This is a genomic window from Pseudomonas sp. OA65 (assembly GCF_017498305.1).
In the GTDB taxonomy this organism is placed as follows: domain Bacteria; phylum Pseudomonadota; class Gammaproteobacteria; order Pseudomonadales; family Pseudomonadaceae; genus Aquipseudomonas; species Aquipseudomonas zanjanensis.
The window spans coordinates 20,854-37,998 of the sequence record NZ_JAGDEZ010000039.1; the positions used below are offsets into that span (position 1 = coordinate 20,854).

Below are 17,145 nucleotides of genomic sequence, written 5' to 3' on the forward strand. Positions count from 1 at the left end.
GTCGAGATGAACATGAGCGGACTTCAAGGTTTTCGTATTTCCCCGCAACAGGCTTCGGTCTACCCTCACATCAACGGCGCGACGCAGCACCCGTTCAGTTGCCATTTGCAATGGTCGCTGTCGCAAGCGCTGGACGTCGATACGCTGAACAATCGCCTACAGGCGCTGGTGGACGGCAGCGAAATCCTGCGCACGCGCCTGATGCCCGTGCCTGGCCTGCGCCATCCGGTGCAGGTGATCGACGAAACCGCTGCGCTGGCGGTGAGCCTCCAGGACCTGCGTCAACACAGCCGCGCCGACCAGGACGCCGCCCTGGCTCAATTCGCCAGCCAGCCTCGCGACTGGACAAGCCCTTTGTGCGTGACCTTGGTGCGTCTGGACGATGAACAATCGGTCCTGGACCTGGCCGCGGCCAGCAGCCATTTCGACCTTGCCAGCCTGAAATGGCTGGCCGGCGCACTGTTGCAAGACACCGCCACCGACCTGTCCGAGACCTTGCAGTACGCCGACTACGCCGAGTGGCGCTGGAGCCTGGTTGAAGACGCGCCGGACCATCCGGGCGTGAGCTTCTGGCAACCCTCGGGCGAAACCGAACAGGCCACCTTGCAACTGCCCCTCGAAACGACCCTCGAAGGCGGGTTCGCGCCGACCCGATTGGACCTGACACTGGCGACCGACCTCGCCCGCCACCCAGCCCTGACCCCGGATTTGCTGCTGGCGGCATGGGCCGCGGTACTGGGACGCTTGGCCGGCCAGCAACAGGTGCCGCTCACCCTGATCCATGAAAGTCGCGGCGCGGAACTGGAAAACACCCTGGGCCTGTTCGAGCAGTGCCTGCCCGTGCGCATCGAACTGGACGCCCAGGCGACCCTGCTGGAGCAAAGCACGCAAGTGGCTGTCACCCTGGAACGGGCGGTTGGCTGGCAGGACTACTACACCGGCACCCTCAACGGCGGATACGCCTTTGCCTGGCGCTCGGGCGATGCCCAGGAGCGTCATGCCAGCGCGGTGATGAACCCGCTGAAAGCGTGCCTGAACGTGCGCCAATTGCCCGATAGCCTGCACGCGCAACTGGTCTACGACCGCCATGCCCTCAGCGCCGAAGCCGCCGGCTGCCTCGCCGAACAATGGCTGCAACTGTTGCAAGGCGCACTGGCCGAACCGCAACGGGCCTGGGCGCAGTTGCCCCTCGGTGGTGCGCTGCAATCGCGGTTGATCGGCACCGGCGCGGAGGTGCCGTCCATCGAACCGGTGACGCTGGTGGAGTTGATTGCCCGCCAGGTGCGCCAGCAACCGAACGCTATCGCCCTGAGCGACCAGCACGGTGACCTCAGCTACAGCCGCCTCGACGCCTGCGCCACGCAATTGGCCCATCGACTGGTCGCCGCCGGCATCGGCCCTGGGGTGCCGGTCGGCATCCTTTTCGCCCGCGGCAACCCCGCCATTGTCGCCATGCTCGCCGTCCTGAAAGCCGGTGGCGCCTACGTCCCCGTCGACCCGACCTACCCGGCCGACCGCCGCGCCTACATGCTCGCCGACAGCGCCATCGCCCACATCGTGGTCAGCGCCGAACTGGCCGACAGCGTGCCGACCGACCTGCAACGCTTCGTGCTGGATGACCTGGCAACACCCGACCTCGTCGATTTGCCGGCGCTGCCGTTGCCGGACGCGAACGACCTCGCCTACTTGATCTACACCTCCGGCTCCACCGGTGCGCCGAAAGCCGTGGAAATCAGTCACGGCGCACTGAGCTTTTCGACCCAGGTGCGCATGGCGGCCTATGAGACGCCGGTACGCGCCTACCTGCTGCTGTCGTCGTTTGCCTTCGACAGTTCGGTCGCCGGGATTTTCTGGACCCTGGCCCAAGGCGGGCGCCTGGTATTGCCCGCCCCGGGTGAAGAGCTGGAGATGGCCCGCCTGGCGCAATTGATTGCCCAGCATCAGGTCAGCCACGGCCTGTCGTTGCCGTCGCTGTATCAAGCCCTGCTCGATCAATTGCAACGCAGCGGCGCAACCGACAGTCTCGCCTGCTGGATCGTCGCCGGTGAGGCCTGCCCGCCGTCGCTGATCGCGCAACACAGCAAGACCCTGCCCCATGCACGGCTGGTGAACGAATACGGCCCCACCGAAGCCACCGTCTGGGCCACCTACGAGGTATTGGAGCCAGGCCGGAACGTCAGCATCGGCCGCCCCATCGCCGGCATGGATCTGCGCCTGCTGAACGAATTCGACAGTGCCTGCGGCATTGGCGAGCCGGGTGAAATTGTCCTCGCCGGCCCAACCCTGGCCCGCGGCTATCGCAACAAGCCCGAAGAAACCGCCAAGGCCTTCGTCACCCTGGCCGACGGCACCCGAGCCTATCGCACGGGTGACTTGGCGTGCTGGTTGGCCGACGGGCGCCTGGCCTTCCTCGGGCGCAAGGACCATCAGGTCAAGGTGCGCGGCTACCGCATCGAGCTGGGGGAAATCGAACGCCAGTTGTGCAGCCACAGCGACGTGCGCGAAGCCGCGGTGATCGTCCAGGAACAGCCCGCCGGCAAGCGCCTGCTCGCCTACATCCTCGCCGCCCACGGCTACGCGCCGGATTCGGAAGCGATCAAGCGCTTCCTCGGCGAACGCCTGCCGTCGTACATGGTGCCGGCCCTGGTGCTGACCCTGCCGAGCTTTCCGCGCACGCCCAACGGCAAGCTCGACACACGCCAGTTGCCCGACCCGGAGCAGTTCGACGAAAGCGCCCACGTGGCGCCGCGCAACGCCATGGAAAGCACTTTGCAAGCCATCGTCGCCAAGGTCTTGAAGCTCTCGACGGTGAGCGTCACCGACAACTTCTTCGCCATCGGCGGCGACTCGATCCTGAGCCTGCAAGTGGTGGCCCAAGCTCACGAGCAAGGCATCGCGCTCTCGGCCAAGCAAGTCTTCGAACGCCAGACCATCGCCGCCATGGCCGAGGTCGCGCAAGCACTGGACCCGAGCGCCGCCGAGCCGGACGCCGACAGCACCGAATTCAGCGCCTCGGGCCTGTCCGATGACGAAATGCAAGCGTTGATGGCCGAACTGGACGAGGCCGACCTGTGAACGGTACCTCCCCTCGCCACGCCATCACCGTTGCCCCTTTTTACGCAGGACGCTTTCAATGACCACCGAAAAAACCACCGGCAACCCGATCGAAGACATTTACCCGTTGTCGCCGCTGCAACAAGGGATGCTGTTCCACTCCCTGTTGCACGAAGACTCCGGGGTGTACCTGATGCAAGATCGCTACCGCATCGGCGGGGCCATCGATGAAGGGGCGTTCCTCGAATCGTGGCGCCAGGTGGTGGCGCTGCACCCTTCCCTGCGCGCCAGTTTCCAGTGGAAAAGCCAGAAGCAACCGGTGCAGGTCATCCATCGCCAGGTCAAGGTGCCGCTGGACACCCTCGACCTGCGCGGGCTCGCTCCCCATGAGCAGGAAGCGCGGATTCGCACGCTGCTGGAAGACGAGCAGAAAGTCGGCTTCAACCTGTCCAAGCCACCGCTGATTCGCTTCCGGCTGGTGCGCCTGGCCGACGAGTCCTACGAATTCATTCGCAGCTTCCACCACATCCTGATGGACGCCTGGTGCATTTCCCTGGTGACCGTGGACTTTCTCAAAGTCTACGAAGCGCTGTGCAACGACCGCACGCCCGAGCTGAAGAGCCCTCGGCCATTTCGCGACTACATCCAATGGCTGCAGCGCCAGGACGCGGGCAAGGCCGAGCAATTCTGGCGCGGCCAGTTGCACGGCCTCAATGCGCCCACGCCACTGACCGTGGACAACGGCGTGACCCGCGACCGCTACACCGATGCGGTGCTGGTGGACGACCAATTGATTCACCTCGACGAACAGGAAACCCAGGCGCTGGCAGCGTTCTGCCGCAGTCGCCGGATCACCCCGAACACGTTTTTCCAGGGTGCGTGGTCGTTGCTGCTGTCGCGCTACAGCGGGCAACAGGACGTGGTCTTCGGCGTCACCGTGGCCGGGCGTCCGGCCGACCTGACTGGCGTCGCGGAAATGATCGGCCTGTTCATCAACACCTTGCCGCTGCGGGTTTCGGTGGACCCGAACGCCGCGCTCGGCAACTGGCTGGGCGACCTGCAAAAGCTCAACGTCGACATGCGCGACTTCGAGCACACGCCGTTGACCGACATCCAGGGTTGGAGCGATTTTCCCCGCGGCGAGACCCTGTTCGACAGCATCCTGGTGTTCGAAAACGCGCCCATCGACGAACAGATCCTCGAAGGCGGCTTCCAGTTCAGCCTCGAAGGCATGGACCACAGCGTGCACACCCACTACGGCTTGACCGTGGTGATCCTGCCGGGCGAACAACTGGGCATCCGCGTGTCCTATGACCGCGAACGTTTCGACGCCGCCACCGTGCAGCGCCTGCTGGGCCACATCGCCAGCCTCGTGCGCAGCATGCTCGCCGCCCCCGACGCACCGTTGGCCAGTTTCGAACTGCTGGCCGCCGAGGAACGTCAACAGTTGCTCGGCGAGTGGGCGCTCAACCCCCACGATTTTCCGCTGGAGCAAAGCTACGCCGAGCTGTTTGCCGCCCAGGTCGCCCAGCGCGGTGATCAGGTCGCCGCGATCTGTGCCGGTGAGTCGCTGACCTACGCCGAGCTGGACCTGCGTTCCACGCGCCTGGCCCATGCCCTGCGCGAGGCCGGCGCCGGCGAAGACCAACTGGTCGCGCTGGTCGCCCCCCGTGGCCTGGCGCTGTTGACCATGATGCTGGCGGTGTTCAAGGCCGGCGCGGCGATGCTGCCCCTTGAAGTCAATCACCCGCCCGAGCGCCTGCGGGAAATCCTCGGGCTGTCCCGCGCGCCGTTGCTGGTTGCCAGCGAAGGGTGCCGCGGCCTGCTCGATCAACTGCTCAGCGGCCTCGAGCAGGCGCCCAACGCGCTGTTCGCCGAGGCCTGCTGGGCGTCTGGCCACGACACGCCACTGCCGGCGCTTGCCCGCCCCGCCAGCCTGGCCTACGTGCTGTTTACCTCGGGTTCGACCGGCACACCGAAGGGCGTGATGATCGAACAGCGCGGCATGCTCAACAACATCTTCGGCAAAGTACCGGCCCTGGGGCTCAGCGCCGCCGACCGGATTCCCCAGACCGCGTCGGTGGCGTTCGACATTTCGGTGTGGCAGTTCCTCGCCGCGCCAGTGCTCGGCGCCACCGTGCACATTCTCCCGGATGAAGTCGCCCACGACCCACAACGCCTGTTGCAGGTGCTCGCCAGCGAGCGCTTGAACGTGCTGGAAATCGTCCCGAGCCTGATGCGCACCCTGCTCGCCTTGTGCCCGTGCGACCTGCAATTGCCGGACCTGCGCTGGGTCCTGCCCACCGGTGAAGCCCTGCCGCCCACCGTGGCCCGGGACTGGTTCGCGCGCTTCCCCGACATCGCCCTGATGAACGCCTACGGGCCGGCCGAATGCGCCGACGACGTGGCCTTCCAACCGATCTTCGCAGCACCGGGGGCCGAAGTCAGCCACATGCCCATCGGCCAGCCGACCGCCAACAACCGCCTGTATGTGCTGGACGAAGCCCAGCGCCCGGTGCCGGTGGGCGTGGCCGGGGAAATCTGTGTCGGTGGCGTCGGCGTTGGCCGCGGCTACCTGCACGACCCGCAGCGCACCGCTGAGGCCTTCATCAACCATCCTCAACTCGAAGGTCGCCTGTACCGCACCGGCGACCTGGGACGCTGGCGAGCAGACGGCGTGATCGAGTACCTCGGCCGCCGCGACCAGCAAGTCAAACTGCGCGGGCACCGGATCGAACTGACGGAAATCGAACACCGTCTCGCCCAGCACCCGAACGTACGCGAAGCCGCCGTCCTGCTGCGGGAAAACACCGTCGACGAAGCCTGGCTGGTGGCGTACTGGTCGGCCCATGACCAGAACGTGGGCGGTGAAGGCCTGAGCGAACACTTGCGAGCGCAACTGCCGCCGTACATGGTGCCGGCGGCCTTCGTCTGCCTGGACAAACTGCCCCTGAACAATAACGGCAAGGTCGATCGCAAGGCCCTGGCCGCCCGCGAGCTGGACTGGCAGGCCGACACCCAGGAAAGCATCGCCCCGCGCAATGCGCTGGAAACCACCGTGGCCTCCATCTGGGCCGAGGTCCTGGGGCGTGACACCGTTGGTGTGGAAGACAACTTCTTCACCCTCGGCGGACACTCACTACTGGCGACCCAGATCGTTGCCCGCCTGCGCACTCAGTTCAAGCTCGACCTGCCGTTGCGGGTGTTGTTCGAACAACCGACCGTGGCCTTGCTGGCCGAGGCCATCGGCGCCCGCCAGGCCGAGGCCGCCGCACCGCACGCCAACGCGCTCAGCGTACCCAAGGCCCAGCCACGCCCGCCGTTGCTGCCGCTGTCGTTCTCGCAACAGCGCCTGTGGTTCATCGAGCAACTGACACCCGGCACCACCCTGTTCAACATCCCGTTCGCCCTGCACCTCAAGGGTGAACTCAATGTCGAGGCGCTGCACGCCAGCCTCAACGATCTGCTGGCGCGCCACGAAATCCTGCGCACCGGCATCCACAGCAACGACGGCGTACCCTGCCAACACATCAGCCCGGCGCTGGACATCGCGCTGCCCTTCGAAGACTTGTCGGGCCTGACCGCCACCGCGCGCGAAGGCGCGCAGTTCAATGCGCTGCAAGACACCTTCGAGCAACCGTTCGACCTGACCTGCCCACCGTTGCTGCGGGCGCGCTTGCTGCGCCTGGGGCCGGGCGAGCACGTACTCGGCATCGCCCTGCATCACCTGGTCTCGGACGCGTGGTCGGCCACCATCGCCCTGCGCGAACTGGCCTTGGGTTATGAAGCCCGTTGCAACGGCGCCCCCGCCGAACTGCCGGCCCTGCCACTGCAATACGCCGACTTCGCCCTGTGGCAGCGCGAGCACCTGCAAGGCGCCGAACTCAAGCGCCAGCTCGATTACTGGACCACCGCCCTCGACCGACGCGACAGCGATGCCAGTCCATTGCTGGCCTTGCCCACCGATCATCCACGGCCCTCGGTGCAAAGCTACCGCGCCGGCATCGTGCAGCGTGAACTCAGCGCCGACCTCAGCGCCCGGGTGCAAGCCTTTGCCAGTCGCCTCGGCACCACGCCGTTCACCGTCCTCTTCGCCGGTTTCGCCGTGCTGATGCACCGCTTGAGCGGCGACGCCACGGTGCTGGTCGGCACCCCGGTCACCCACCGTGAACAGCCGGGCACCGAAGGCCTGCTGGGCATCCTGTTGAACAACCTGGCGATCCGCGCGGACTTTGAGCCGCAAGCCGACTTCAGCGCCTTGGTCAAACAAGTCGCCGAACGCCTGCGCAGTGGCCTTCAGCATCAGGACCTGCCGTTCGAGCAATTGGTGGACAGCCTGCAACTGCCACGCAGCCTCAGCCATGCGCCGCTGTACCAGGTGATGGTCGCCCAGCAACTGGCCATGGAGTCGCGGTTGCGCTTCCCCGGGCTGGAATTCGAAGCGCTGGACACGCCGCTGCGACACTCCGAATGCGACTTGGACCTGCACGTGCTGTGCCCGGCGAATGCGCCGATCCAACTGGAACTGATGTTCGCCCTCGATCTGTTCGTCGCCGACAGTGCCCGCCAGACCCTCGCCCGCCTGGAACACCTGCTCGAACACATGCTCGCCGAGCCCCAGCGCCCGGTCGCCGCCTTGCCGCTGTTGATGGACGCGGAGTGGCAACGCACCGTGGTCGAGTGGAACCGTACCGAGATGGCGGTGCCGACGCACCTGACCTTCGTTCAGTTGTTCGAACAACAGGCCGAACGCACCCCGGAGCGTGACGCGCTGTGTTTCGAAGGTCGCAGCCTGAGCTACGGCGAATTGAACCGTCGCGCCAACCAAGTGGCGCACTACCTGCGCAGCCGCGGCGTCGGGGCGAACAGCCCGGTGGCGCTGTGTGTCGAGCGTTCGCTGGAGCTGCTGGTCGGCCTGCTGGGCATCCTCAAGTCCGGTGGTGCCTATGTGCCGCTGGACCCGACCTACCCGGTGGATCGCCTGGCGTACATGCTCGAAGACGCCCGACCGGCACTATTCCTCGGCCAGCAGGGCCTGTTGGAACAGTTGGGTGCCGAACTGCCACGCTTGCGCCTGGACAGCGACGCGGCGCTGTTCGCCAACCAACCCGACAGCAATCCCGTCCCGCTCGCCGGCCCGCAAGACCTGGCCTACATCATGTACACCTCCGGTTCGACCGGTAAGCCCAAGGGCACCCTGGTGACCAACGGCTCGGTGGTCAACCTGGCCTGGGCGCGTATCCATGGCTTGTATCGCCGCTACACCGACCAACCGATGCGCACCAGCTTCAACTACTCGTTCGCCTTCGACAGTTCGGTGGCGGAACTGATCCTGTTGCTCGACGGCCACAGCCTGTACCTGACGCCGGAAGACGTGCGCTACGACCCCGAGGCCCTCGCCGGTTTCTTCCGCGACACCCGCCTGGAGGCCTTCGAGTGCACCCCGGCGCAGCTCAAGGCGCTGCTGGAAAGCGACGGCGTTCGCCAGGGCGAGGTGTACCTGCCGCGCTTCGTGCTGTTCGGCGGCGACGCGGTGGATGCGCAGCTATGGCAACGCCTGCCGTCGATTGCCGGCAGCCGCTTCTTCAACACCTATGGCCCGACCGAATGCACGGTGGATGCCACCGGCTGCGCGGTGGATGACTTCCCGCCGCGGCCGATCATCGGCCGGCCCATCGCCAACGTGCGCACCTATGTGCTCGATGCCTTCCTCAATCCGATGCCGGTGGGCGTCCCGGGGGAACTGCACATCGGCGGTGCCGGCGTGACCCTGGGCTACCTCAACCGCGCCGAGCAGACGGCGAAGGTGTTCATCGAAGACCCGTTCGCGTCGCAGCCAGGCGCGCGGATGTACAAGTCCGGCGACCTGGTGCGCTGGTTGCCCGACGGCCAGCTCGAATACCTGGGACGCATGGATCATCAAGTGAAGATCCGTGGCTTCCGCGTCGAACTGGGGGAAATCGAAACCCTGATCGGCGCCCAACCGGGCGTGCGCCAGGCCGTGGTGCTGGCCCGTGAAGACGTGCCCGGCGACAAGCGCCTGGTGGCCTATGTGACGTGCGACCAGCAGGCCGACATCCACGCCTGGCGCAAAACCATTGGCGCCGCCCTGCCCGACTACATGGTGCCCTCGGCGTTCGTGGTGCTCGATGAGCTGCCGTTGACGGACAACGGCAAACTCAACCGCAAGGCCTTGCCGGCCCCGGATATCCAAGCCGCGCCAGACGCCCTGGACCCGCCGCGCAGCGCCGCCGAACAACAACTGGCGGCCCTATGGGCCGAGTTGCTGAACGTGCCGACGACGCAGATCGGCCGTGACAGCCATTTCTTCTACCTCGGCGGCCACTCGCTGCTGGCGGCGACGTTGTTTGCCCGCCTGCGCCAACAATTCGCCAGCGTGCCGCCGTTGCGGGCCGTGTTCGAACACCCGACCCTCGAGGCCTTGGCCGCGCTGCTGGGCGATCCCCTGCAAGCCCCGGCGGCGACCTTCATTCCGGCGGTTCGTCCGGCGCGCCTGCCGCTGTCGTTCGAACAGCAACGCTTGTGGTTCCTGGAACAACTGAGCGCCGGTGGTGGCGAGTACAACGTGGTCAGCGCCGTGCAACTGGACGGCGAACTCAACGTCCAGGCCCTGCGCACGGCCCTGAACAGCGTGGTTCAACGCCACGAGATCCTGCGCAGCCGTATCGTGCGCGATAGCGATGGCGAGTTGGCGCTGGTGATCGAACCCCAGGTCGATATCAGTGTGCAGGTGACGGCACTGCAAGCGACCAGCGAAGCGCAATGGCAACAGCTGACCGACGCGGCGATCCACGCAGAAACCGGCCGCCGCTTCGACCTCGCCGCCGAAGTGCCCGTGCGTGCCACGCTGCTGCAACGCAGCGGTGCTGCCCAGTCGCTACTGTTGCTCAACGTGCACCACTGCGCCACCGATGACGCCTCCAGCCAGAACCTGCTGGATGAACTGCGCCAATGCTACATCGCCCAGTGCCAGGGCACCCCGGCGGCACTGCCGGCGCTTGCGCTGCAATACCCCGATTACGCCCTCTGGCAGCGCGAGCCCGCTCAACAGACCGCGTTCAGCAGCCAACTGGATTACTGGCGCGACCAACTGGAGGACGGCGACTACCTGCTGGACCTGCCAACCGAACAGGGCCGGCCAAACCAGCTCGCCCCGACGGCCGGCGCGGTGCAACTGCAATTGCCGCCGGCCCTGGTGGAGCGCCTGCGCCAGTTCGCCCAGCAGCGCGGTGCCACGCTGTACATGCTCATGCTCGGCGCCGCGCAATTGCTCCTGGGGCGCTACGCCAACCAACGCGACGTGCGGGTCGGCAGCCCGGTGGCCCAGCGTCCGTTCGCCGAGCTGCAGCCGCTGATCGGCTGCTTCGTCAACACCGTGGTCATGCGTGCCGACCTGGATCCGGCGTTGGACTTCGCAGGTTTGCTCGACCAGGTGCGCAGCCGTGTGCTGGATGCCCAACAGCACCAGGACGTGCCGCTCGACCAAGTCGTGGAGCACTTGAAGCCGTCGCGCAGCCTCGGCCAGACACCGTTGTTCCAAGTGCTGTTCGCCATGCAGAACGCCGACGCGTCGAGCCAGCCATGGCCCCGGTTGCAGGTCAGCGAACGCGCCGTGACCGCTAAGGCCACCAAGTACGACCTGAACTGGGAAGTCCACGACGGCGAGGTGCTGTCGGTGTTGCTGGAATACCGCGCCGCGCTGTTCAGCGACACCACGGCCCGGCGTTGGCTGGAACAGTGGCAACAACTGCTGGAAACCATCGTCGACGCGCCACATACCCGCCTCAGTGATTGGACTCCGTTGCCAGCGGCCGAGCGTCAACGCCAACTGATCGAGTGGAACGCCACCGAACGTCACTACAGCGGCCCGACCAACCTCCACACCGCCCTGAGCCAACAAGCGGCCCTGAGCCCCAACGCCCCGGCGCTGGTGTTCGAAGGCCAGCGCCTGAGCTATGCCGAACTGGACCAACGGGCGCAAACCGTCGCCCGGGCCCTGCGCGCCGCCGGCATAGGCACCGACAGCATCGTGCCGCTGTGCATGGAGCGCTCGGTGGAGATGGTCGTGGCCTTGCTCGGCATCGTCCATGCCGGTGCCGCGTGGCTGCCGCTGGATCCGGAGTTGCCTGCGACGCGCCTGGCCTTCCTGATCGAAGACGCCGACGCCAAGGTCACCTTGACCCAAGCCCAGTGGCTGTCGCGCCTGCCCGCCGGGCATGAAGCCTGGACGCTGGATGCGTTGCCAAACGCTGAAGCCTTCGAACCGATCAGCGTCGAAGCCAACCACCTGGCCTACGTGCTCTACACCTCCGGTTCCACCGGCCAGCCCAAAGGCGTGATGAACGAACACGGCGCCTTGATGAACCGCCTGCACTGGATGCAGGACGCCTTCCCGATCGGCCCGAACGACCGTGTGCTGCAAAAGACGCCGTACAGCTTCGACGTCTCGGTGTGGGAGTTCTTCTGGCCGCTGATCACCGGCGCGACCCTGGTGGTCGCCCGTCCGGACGGTCATCGCGACCCGGCCTACCTCAGCCAGTTGATCCAACAGGAACGGGTCACGACGCTGCACTTCGTCCCTTCCATGCTCCGTGCGTTTGTCGAGGAACCGAGCCTGGCCGACTGCCACAGCCTGCGCCAGGTCTTCGCCAGCGGCGAAGCCTTGCCGGTGGACCTGGTGCGGCGCTTCATGGGCCAACACCCGGCGGCGCTGGTCAACCTGTACGGCCCGACCGAAGCGGCCATCGACGTCTCGGTCTGGCGCTGCTCGGCGGACGATACGATCGTGCCGATCGGCAAACCCATCGCCAACCTGCGCTTGTACATCCTCGACGAAGCCCTGCAACCGTTGCCGATTGGCAGCATCGGCGAGCTGTACATCGGTGGCGTCGGCGTGGCCCGTGGCTACTTGAAACGCCCGGACCTGACCGAAGAACGTTTCCTCACCAGCCCGTTCGTGGCCGGTGATCGGCTGTACCGCACCGGCGACCGTTGCCGCTTCCTGGCCGATGGCAACATCGAATACCTGGGGCGTCTCGACCACCAGGTGAAGCTGCGTGGCCAGCGCATCGAATTGGGTGAAATCGACGCGGCACTGCTGGCCCAGGCCGGCGTTCGCGACGCCGCCACCTTGTTACTCGACCAGCGCCTGGTGAGTTTCTGGTGCGGTGACGCCGATGAGGCGACCCTGCGCACCGACCTGAGCGACAGCCTGCCCGCGCACATGCAGCCAAGCCTGTTCGTGCAGCTCGATCAGTTGCCGCTCAACAGCAACGGCAAGCTCGACCGCAAGGCCCTGGCCGCCATGCCGCTGCCACACAGCCAAAGCGACCAGCCACGCACCGCCCCACGGGACACGACTGAAACCGTGCTCTGCGAACTGTTCAGCGAAGTGCTGGGTGGTTCACCCGTCGGCATCGAGGACAACTTTTTCCAACTCGGCGGCCACTCCTTGCTGGCCACCCGCCTGGTCAGCCGGGTCCGTGAGCGCCTCGGGGTTTCCCTGCCCTTGCCGCTGGTGTTCGCCCAACCGACGGTCGCGGCCCTGGCCGAGCATCTGCGCACGGCCATGCCCGGTGAGTCGATCACCGCGCAACCGCGCCCGGCGCACTTGCCCCTGGGCCTGGCCCAGCGCCGCTTCTGGATGCTCAGCCGCCTGGTGCCGGAGTCCCGCGAGTACCACATGCCCTTCGCCCTGAGCTTGCGCGGCGAGCTGCAGGTCCAGGTCTTGCGTGAAGCTTTCGAGCAGGTCAGCCAACGCCACCTGGTGCTGCGCAGCCGGATCGTCGAAATCGACGGCGAGCCGCAATTGCTGATCGACGACCACGGGCCGGCGCTTACGGTCACTGGCGTTGCAAGCCAGGACTGGGCCGCGACCTGCGCCAACGCCCAAGACGAACTGATGACACCGTTCGACCTGGCCGCCGCCGCGCCTTGGCGAGCGCAGCTGCTGCAACGCCAGGGCAGCGACGAACACCTGTTGCTGGTGTGCCTGCACCACAGCGCCACCGACGGCTGGGCCATGCAGTTGCTCATCGACGAACTGACTCAGGCCTACACCGCCGGCCTGAACGGGCAGTCGCCGGCCTGGACCCCGCTGGAGATCGACTATGTCGATTTCGCCCTGTGGCAGCAGCACCCAGACACCCAGGCCCGGCGCAGTGCCAGCCTGGACTACTGGAAAAACCACCTGGGCCAGGACAACTATCAGCTCGACCTGCCCATCGACCATCCACGTGGCGCCGAAGCCGATCGTCGCGCCCGGCAACTGACTGTCCGCCTCGGCAGGCAGCGCGCCGAAGCCATCCGACAGTTCGCCCGCCAGCGTGGCACAACCACCTATGTGGTGTTGGCCACGGCCCTGAGCGCACTGCTGGCCCGCTACAGCGGCCAGCGGGAGATTCGCCTCGGCACCCCGGCGGACCAACGTGACCACGCCCAGACCCAGACCTTGCTGGCGTGCCTGGTCAACACCCTGGTGATCCGCAGCGACGTCGACCAACGGGCCCCGGCCGAGCAACTGCTCGCCAGCCTCGAGGCCGACCTGCGCGCCGCCCAGGCCCACGCCGACCTGCCCTTCGCCACCCTGGTCGGCGCCATTGCGCAGAATCGCGACTTGAACCGTACGCCGCTGTTCCAGGTGCTGTTCTCCCTCAACTACGGTCGGGTCGACAGCAGCCAGTGGCCAGGGCTGAACGTCGAAGAGCAGATGCTGCCGGTGATCGACGCCAAATTCGAACAGAGCTGGGAAATCCAGGACGACGGCAGCGACATGACGCTGGCGCTGGAATACCAATCGGCCTTGTACAACGAAGCGACCATGCAACGCTGGAGCGCGCAATGGTGCGCGCTGCTCGACGCCTTGGTGGCCGCCCCTGGGCGCAACCTGGTCGAGCTGTTCCCGCAACAGCAGGACCAGCAGCAACTCGACCGCTGGAACGCCACCGAACGTCACTACAGCGGCCCGACCAACCTGCACACCGCCCTGAGCCAACAAGCAACCCTGAGCCCCAACGCCCCGGCATTGGTGTTCGAAGGCCAGCGCCTGACGTATGCCGAGCTGGACCAGCGGGCGCAAACCGTCGCCCGGGCCCTGCGCGCCGCTGGTGTGGGCAGCGACAGCATCGTGCCGGTGTGCATGGAGCGCTCGGTGGAGATGGTCGTGGCCTTGCTCGGCATCGTCCATGCCGGCGCCGCATGGTTGCCGCTGGATCCGGAGTTGCCGGCCACGCGCCTGGCGTTCCTGATTGAGGACGCCGACGCCAAGGTCACCTTGACCCAAGCCCAGTGGATGCAGCGCCTGCCAGCCGGGCATCAGGCCTGGACGCTGGATGCGTTGCCAAATGCTGAAGCCTTCGAACCGATCAGCGTCGAAGCTAACGACCTGGCCTACGTGCTCTACACCTCCGGTTCCACCGGCCAACCCAAAGGCGTGATGAACGAACACGGCGCCTTGATGAACCGCCTGCACTGGATGCAGGACGCCTTCCCGATTGGCCCGAACGACCGTGTGCTGCAAAAGACCCCGTACAGCTTCGACGTCTCGGTGTGGGAGTTCTTCTGGCCGCTGATCACCGGCGCGACCCTGGTGGTTGCCCGCCCGGACGGTCATCGCGACCCGGCCTACCTCAGCCATTTGATCCAGCAGGAACAGATCACGACACTGCACTTCGTACCGTCGATGCTGCGTGCGTTTGTCGAGGAGCCGAGCCTGGTCGATTGCCACAGCCTACGCCAGGTCTTCGCCAGCGGCGAAGCCTTGCCGGTGGACCTGGTGCGGCGCTTCATGGGCCAACACCCGGCGGCGCTGATCAACCTGTACGGCCCGACCGAAGCGGCCATCGACGTCTCGGTCTGGCGCTGCTCGGCGCACGATGCGATCGTGCCGATCGGCAAACCCATCGCCAACCTGCGCTTGTACATTCTCGACGAAGCCCTGCAACCGTTGCCGATTGGCAGCATCGGCGAGCTGTACATCGGCGGCGTCGGCGTGGCCCGTGGCTACTTGAAACGCCCGGACCTGACCGAAGAGCGCTTCCTCGCCAGTCCGTTCGTGGCCGGTGATCGGCTGTACCGCACTGGCGACCGTTGCCGCTTCCTGGCCGATGGCAACATCGAGTACTTGGGACGTCTCGACCATCAGGTGAAACTGCGTGGCCAGCGCATCGAGCTGGGGGAAATCGACTCAGCCCTGCTGAACCTGCCGGCCATCACTGGCGCCTGCACCCTGGTCATCGACAACCGCCTGGTGGCGTTCTACAGCGGTAGCACCGCACAGTCGGACCTCGACACCCAGCTGGCGGCCGAGCTGCCGGCCTACATGGTGCCGGCGGTGTGGGTGCAGATCCCGGCGCTGCCCCTGAGCACCAACGGCAAGATCGACCGCAAGGCCCTGGCAGCCCTGCCCTTGCCGAACACCCAGAAAGACTACGCAGCACCGCGCAACGACCTGGAGCGCCTGCTCTGCCAGTTGTTCGGCGAACTGCTCGGGGAAACCTTGACCGGCGGCCGTGAAGTCGGCACCTCGGACAGTTTCTTCGCCCTGGGCGGTGACTCGATCCTCGGCCTGAAACTGATCTCACGCTTGCGTGAACAGGGCTATTCGCTCACGCCACGGGACCTGTTCCGTTCGCCGACCCCGGCGGCCCTGGCCCACGTGACCACGGCCCTGCTGACCCAGGCCGAACAAGGCGACGTGACCGGACCGATGCCGCTGATGCCGTTGCACCAGTGGTTCTTCGACCAGCAACAGGTCCAGGCCGCGCACTGGAACCAATCGGTGCTGGCCGACAGCGACCGTCGCCTGAATCCGGCCATCGTCCAAGCCACGCTGGACCGGCTGGTGGCCCACCACGACGCCCTGCGCCTGCGCTTCACCGAGGTCGACGGTCAATGGCAAGCGCACATCGCGCCAGTGGCGCCGGCCCAACTGACCTGCTGCGAACACCCGGACCAACTGCTGCACATTGCGCAAAGCCTGGACCTGCAACACGGCCCACTGTTTGCCGCAGCCCTGGTGGAAGGCACGCCGCAGCGCCTGTACCTGGTGGCCCATCACCTGGTGGTCGATGCGGTGTCCTGGACGCCGCTGCTGGAAGACTTCCAACAGTTGTACCCGGCCCTGGAGCGCGGCGAACAGCCGACGTTGCCGGCGAAAACCACCTCGTATCGTCAATGGGCCGAGCACCTGCAAGCCCATGCCGCGAAGGCTGCCGGCGAGCATCGCTACTGGAGTGCCCAGGCCTCTGCGAACCGGCCACCCATGGCCACGGTCGCCGAGCGCCAGACCCTGTCGGCCCGCTGGGACGCCAGCCACACGCACCAATGGCTGACCGAATCCCACGCGGCTTACCGCACGCAACCGGAAGAACTGTTGATCGCCGCCCTCGCCGCGACCCTGGCCGAGGTCGAACAGCGCAGTGACATCGTCGTGGATCTGGAGCGCCACGGGCGTGACGCACCGTTTGCCGGGTTGGACGTCGGCCGCACCGTCGGCTGGTTCACCACCCTCTACCCGCTGCGCGTGAGCGCCAGCGGTGCCGCGGGCGATCAGGTGCGCAACGCCAAGCAAGCCTTGCGTGACGTCCCCGGCCTGGGCCTGGGCTACGGCTTGCTGCGCCAGTGCGGTGAGTTGCCGGCCAGCCACGGCGACGTGCTGTTCAACTACCTGGGGCATGAGCAAACGCCCGCGGGCTGGTTGCGCGCCAGCGCCCTGACCCCGCCGCCGGAAGTGGCCCCGGTGAACCGAGTGACCCATGCCCGGGAAGTGGTGGCCTGGCTGGAGGACGGCGTGTTGCGTGTCGAATGGCACAGCGTCACGCCGAACGCCGACCGCCATTTACCCACTCGCCTGCTGGAACGTTTGCAGGCGCTGGTCGAACACTGCCTCGACCCGCAGGCCGGTTCGCTGATGCCGGCGGATTTCCCGCTGGCCAAGGCGCTGAACCAGAAATCCCTGGACAAACTGCTGGGCAAGCTCAAGACCAAACCCAATTCCCAAAGCTAGCGAGCGCCGCCGCGCCTGCGCAGGTCTGAGACCTGCGCGGCGCCTGGATCGACTCACTTGAGTTT

At 66.4% G+C, this 17,145-nt stretch carries 2 protein-coding genes; both read left to right on the forward strand.

Annotation, left to right across the window (positions count from 1 at the left end; all coding sequences use genetic code 11):
- Nucleotides 1-12: 12 nt before the first annotated feature.
- Nucleotides 13-3,075, forward strand: a complete 3,063-nt coding sequence (locus J3361_RS24155; protein WP_207966644.1) for an amino acid adenylation domain-containing protein — start codon at nucleotides 13-15, stop codon at nucleotides 3,073-3,075.
- 58 nt (nucleotides 3,076-3,133) lie between these two features.
- Nucleotides 3,134-17,080 (forward strand): non-ribosomal peptide synthase/polyketide synthase, encoded by a 13,947-nt coding sequence (locus tag J3361_RS24160; RefSeq protein ID WP_207966645.1) that lies wholly within the window; start codon nucleotides 3,134-3,136, stop codon nucleotides 17,078-17,080.
- The last annotated feature ends 65 nt before the right edge of the window (nucleotides 17,081-17,145 follow it).

Coding starts and splice junctions, on each gene's coding strand:
- J3361_RS24155 (WP_207966644.1), top strand. CDS start 13: ATGAGCGGACTTCAAGGTTTTCGTATTTCCCCGCAACAGGCTTCGGTC.
- J3361_RS24160 (WP_207966645.1), top strand. CDS start 3,134: ATGACCACCGAAAAAACCACCGGCAACCCGATCGAAGACATTTACCCG.